The sequence below is a fragment of the Acidithiobacillus sp. TH-A36 genome, from assembly GCF_057473445.1.
This window is the reverse complement of the sequence record NZ_JBYCKP010000252.1, coordinates 1-4,878: the sequence shown is the minus strand read 5'-3', so window position 1 is coordinate 4,878 and position 4,878 is coordinate 1. Positions and strand designations below refer to the sequence as shown.

Here is a 4,878-nt window from a genome sequence, read left to right as displayed (position 1 = left end):
GCCTTACCACCCTCGGCATCCTTGATGACATAGCCACCACGACGGGCATTGGCTACGGTTTCATCCGTATGGGGCAGTGCCGGCAGGTTCTGACGGCTGAGCGCGAGCAGGGAAGGCGTACGCTGGAGCTTGACGGAAGATTCCCAGGCAATGGTTGTTTCCACGGCGTCCGCAGGGCGCCAGACGTTGAGGTTGGGGATCAGCCGCAAGCTGTTGACCTGCTCGACCGGCTGATGGGTGGGGCCATCTTCACCCAGACCAATGGAATCATGAGTCATGACATAGACGACGCGAATACCCATCAGGGCTGACATGCGGATCGCGTTGCGGCTGTAATCCGAGAAAATCAGGAAGGTGCCACCAAAGGGCAGGAAGCCGCCATACAGGGACACACCGTTCATGATGGCCGACATGCCAAATTCACGCACACCGTAGTGAATGTAGTTACCCATCAAACGGTGCTTGCCGATGTCGATGGCTTCTTTCCAGCGGGTATTGTTGGAAGGCGTCAAATCGGCGGAGCCACCGAGAAACTCGGGTAGGGAGGCAGCAATACCCTGAATGGTTTTACCCGAGGCAACACGGGTCGCAATTTTCGGATTTTCCTTGCGGAACTCGCTGATCATCCGGGCAATGGCGGCGTCAAATTCGGGGCTGGCTTCACCGCTCAGACGCCGTTCAAGTTCGGCTGCTTCCTGGGGGAAGTTGGCCTTGTATCTGGCAAACTTTTCCTTCCAGTCGCTCTCCGCTTTTTCACCCTTGGCCTTGGCGTTAAAGCCGTGGTAAACCGCTTCCGGAATTTCAAAGGGTGCACCACTCCAGCCGAGATTCTTGCGCGTCAGGGCGACTTCTTCAGCGCCCAGCGCGGCTCCATGTACATCGTGGGTGCCGGCTTTGTTGGGTGAGCCATGACCAATGACGGTCTTGCAGCAAATCAGCGTCGGCTTGGTGGTCTGTTTGTGGGCCTGGGCAATGGCCTTTTTGATGGCTTCAGGATCATGACCATCCACATGACGAACGACATGCCAGCCGTAGGCTTCAAAACGCGCCGGGGTATCGTCCCCGAACCAGTCATCCACATGACCATCAATGGAAATGTTATTGTCATCGTAAAAACAGACAAGCTTGTTCAGACCCCAGACCCCGGCCAAAGAGCAGGCTTCATGGGAAACCCCTTCCATGAGGCAGCCGTCGCCGAGAAACACATAAGTGTAGTTGCTGACGATTTCATGGTCGGGGCGGTTGAACTGGGCAGCCAGCATACGTTCCGCCAGGGCCATACCCACTCCGTTGGCAACACCCTGACCCAAGGGGCCTGTGGTAGTCTCGACGCCGGGCGCATCGCGATATTCGGGATGACCGGGGGTTTTGCTGTGCCACTGACGGAATTGCTGGAGATCATCAATAGACAAATCGTAACCGCTCAGGTGGAGGAGCGCATACTGCAACATCGAACCGTGGCCGTTGGAAAGAATGAAGCGGTCACGTCCGGCCCAATGCGGATTGGCCGGGTTGTGCACCAGAAAATCATTCCACAAGACTTCGGCAATGTCCGCCATGCCCATGGGCATTCCGGGATGGCCGGAGTTCGCTTTTTCGACGGCATCCATGGCCAGAACGCGAATGGCATTGGCCAGATCAGTACGGGTTACAGTCATAACTCACTCCTTGGATAAATGAAAATGTCAGTCGGCGCGCTGGTGGGTGCGGACCCGACGTAAAATACCGTCGTGACCGGAAATGACCAGGGTTTCGCTCTCTACAAAGTAGTGGGAACGGGTAACGCCATCAAGAATGTCGCCGGAAGTCAGGCCAGTCGCGACGAAAAGCACGTCGTCACTGGAAACCAGTTCATCACGGCTCAGCCATTGGCCTACTTTCAGGCCTGCTTCGGCAATCGCTTCGGCTTCGCCGGGTTTTTGCGGGGCCAGGCAGCCAAACATATCTGCGCCCATGGCACGGGCGGCGCAGGCCGAGATGACGCCTTCGGGTGTGCCGCCTATGCCCATCATCGCGTCCACTTTGGTACCCAGGGCTGCCATGATGCCACCACTGACGTCACCGTCTGTCTGCAGGCGAACCGTCGCGCCTGCAGCCTGAATTTCCCGGATCATGGCGTCATGACGAGGCTTTTTCAGAAGGAAAATGCGCAATTCTTTGACATCTTTGCCGAGAGATTTGGCCAGTGCCTGCAGTTTGGCTTTCATGGGTGCTTCGGGATCAATTTTGCCGCGTGCCGGGGCGGGAACAATCAACTTGTCCATGTAATAGGCGGGGCCGGGCTGGAACATGCTGCCTTTGGGGGCTGCAGCCAGTACACAAATGGAACCGGGCATGCCCTGGGCTAAAAAAGTGGTGCCTTCGACGGGATCCACGGCGATTTCCACTTCCGGACCCGTGCCCGATCCGACCTGCTCACCGTTGTAGAGCATGGGCGCTTCGTCTTTTTCGCCTTCGCCGATGATGACCACGCCGCGCATGGGGACTTGAGCAATGGCAGCGCGCATGGCATCCACAGCGGCCCCATCTCCCAGTTCTTTTTCGCCTCGCCCAATCCAGTCGCTGGCAGCGCGGGCGGCGGATTCGGTAACGGGGAGTAGAGACAGCGCAAGACTACCTATGGATGACATAAGCTTGTTCCCTTCAGTGGCGGAATTAGATAGAAGACATAATTCGTTTTAGCATAAATCAAAGGACCGCGTTTGGGAACTCGGAGGCCTTATCGGCGGCATGCTCCAGCCAGTTTCGCCAGGTCTGGTGCAAATTCGGATCCAGTGTGGCCAGAACGGAGCGTGGCTTCAGGTCTTTTTCCTGAAGAGCCTGACCATTGAACTGGGAAATTTGACCCCCGGCTTCCTGGAGAATCAATGCGCCTGCGGCGCGATCCCAGAGTTGCTGGGCACCATGCAAATAAAAATGGTAGCGACCCGCCGCCAGCCAGCACCATTCCAATACGGATGAACCGAAATTACGTTGGCTATGAAAGGGGCGTTCATCAATGATGTGCAGGGCCAGATTTCGATCCAGTCGTTTGTAGTCCACCACCCCTACGCAGTGTTTCAGCGTTGGCGCTTCGCGAGTCTGGAGCAATGTGCCGTCAATTTTAGCCCCTTTACCCTGTACGGCAGAAAAAAGTTCAGCGCGTACCGGATCATAAATCCAGCCCATAACCGAATGCCCCTTTTCCAGAAGGGCCAGAGAGACGCCAAAAACCGGCACCCCGGCGGCAAAATTACTGGTGCCGTCCAGAGGGTCCAGGCACCAGAGTGCATCACTGTTTTCCAGAAGGGATTGTTGTTCTTCGCGGGGCATCTCTTCACCCAGCAAGGGAATATCGGGATAGCGGGCGGCCAGCATATCCTGAAGAAAATTCTGGCTGTCTATGTCGGCGCTGGTGACGATACTGCCGTCAGGCTTGCGACTGCTGACTACGGTATGAAAACGCGGCAGAACAAAACGCTCGGCACTGGTACGCAGCAATTTCCCCACCCATTGCTGGTCGATTTGGTTGATTCTGGACATGCCCGTCTCCGTGAATTTTGACCCACTACCACGGCGCTGCGATGATATGCGGGTTATTTCCTGCTGAAAGTCTACAGTGATGCCGCGCATTCATTTATACGCTGATTCCGAATTGCCCGAAAGCGGCGCTTTTCTTTTGCCCACGGAGCCCAGCCATCACTTATTGAAAGTGCTGCGCGCGCGCATTGCTCAGGATGTGACCCTCTTCAATGGGGATGGTTGCGTCTATGCCGGCACATTGAAAGGCATTTCCGGTAATCGTGCCGAAATCCTGATCAGCAGGCGTTTTGTGTGGCAAACACGTTCTCCGCTCATGATTCATCTGTGGTTGCCCTTGATGCGCGGGGAACGTTGGGACTGGAGCCTGCAAAAAGCCGTAGAACTGGGCGTGCAGACGATTCAGCCAGTGGCGTGCCAGCATGCCGTGGTACAGATGAAAGAAACGCGCGGCGAAAAACGCCTCCAGCGTTGGCAGGATATGGTGATCGCGGCCTGTGAGCAGAGTGGCGCGACGAGCATACCGAAGGTGCTGCCGCCCATGGCGCTGAGTGATGCCTGGTCCCTGTGCCGGGGTCGGGGTCTGGTTCTGGACCCTGCGCCGGAGAATGCGAAAATGCGTGAACTGCCTCACCCCGAGCCGGAAGTGACGCTGTTAAGCGGGCCCGAAGGTGGGCTGAGCAGTTCTGAGCTGGCAGCGGCAAGTGCCCATGGTTTTCAAAAGGTGGGTATGGGGCCACGCATTCTGCGGGCGGAAACCGCTGCAGTTGCAGCGGTCGCGGTGTTGCAGGCGTTGTGGGGGGATCTCTGAAAACTAGATCCAGCCGGCTTTCTTGAAGCGACGGTAAAGGTAGTAGGAGGAGCCGGCCATGACGGTCAGGGCCATGGGGTATCCGAACTTCCAGTGCAATTCCGGCATGTACTCAAAGTTCATGCCCCAGATGCCCGTAAAAATGGTAATCAGCACCAGAATGGCACCCCATCCTGCCAGTTTTTTATTGACCTCGCCGTGGTCGATGGCAATCAGGGATAGATTGACCTGAATGGCGGTGGAAATGGTGTCGCGGATGGTATCCAGTTGGCTGTTGAGCAACATGATGTGATCATGAACATCCCGGAAGTAGTTTTCTGCGCCATCTACCTGGACGGGTACCCGTCCGCCAAACAGTTTGCTGAAGCCGTCTGCCAGAGGCAGTAAGGCATGGCGTAACACATTGCTTTTGTATTTAAAATCATATAGACGCTCCATGTTCTGGCGCGCCTCCTGATTGTGAAACATCACGGTTTCCAGTTGTTCCAGTTCATCATCCAGCATATCCACGACCGGGAAAAACAGGTCGACAATGGCGTCGGACAGGG

5 protein-coding genes are annotated in these 4,878 nt (G+C 56.2%); 1 reads left to right on the top strand and 4 read right to left on the bottom strand.

Annotated features, from left to right (window positions below):
* From tkt to AC2VLY_RS06635, 3 genes are all read right to left on the bottom strand, one after another.
* On the bottom strand, positions 1-1,658 hold a 1,658-nt coding region (gene tkt / locus AC2VLY_RS06645), incomplete at its 3' end, for a transketolase (protein WP_486921976.1).
* A 27-nt stretch (positions 1,659-1,685) separates the two neighbouring features.
* Entirely contained in the window at positions 1,686-2,630 is a 945-nt protein-coding gene (gene glpX / locus AC2VLY_RS06640; protein WP_024893191.1) for a class II fructose-bisphosphatase, read from the bottom strand.
* Positions 2,631-2,688: 58 nt separating this feature from the next.
* Entirely contained in the window at positions 2,689-3,522 is an 834-nt protein-coding gene (locus tag AC2VLY_RS06635) for an inositol monophosphatase family protein (RefSeq protein WP_486921975.1), read from the bottom strand.
* A gap of 79 nt (positions 3,523-3,601) precedes the next feature.
* On the opposite strand from AC2VLY_RS06635, the gene AC2VLY_RS06630 reads away from it, so the two are divergent.
* Complete coding sequence (locus tag AC2VLY_RS06630; RefSeq protein ID WP_486921977.1) at positions 3,602-4,330, top strand: 16S rRNA (uracil(1498)-N(3))-methyltransferase; 729 nt, start codon at positions 3,602-3,604, stop codon at positions 4,328-4,330.
* Between the two features lie 3 nt (positions 4,331-4,333).
* Here AC2VLY_RS06630 and AC2VLY_RS06625 read toward each other — a convergent pair.
* A partial coding sequence (locus AC2VLY_RS06625) for a CorA family divalent cation transporter (protein ID WP_486892917.1) occupies positions 4,334-4,878 on the bottom strand: 545 nt, incomplete at its 5' end.

Coding starts and splice junctions, on each gene's coding strand:
- glpX (WP_024893191.1), bottom strand. CDS start 2,630: ATGTCATCCATAGGTAGTCTTGCGCTGTCTCTACTCCCCGTTACCGAA.
- AC2VLY_RS06635 (WP_486921975.1), bottom strand. CDS start 3,522: ATGTCCAGAATCAACCAAATCGACCAGCAATGGGTGGGGAAATTGCTG.
- AC2VLY_RS06630 (WP_486921977.1), top strand. CDS start 3,602: ATGCCGCGCATTCATTTATACGCTGATTCCGAATTGCCCGAAAGCGGC.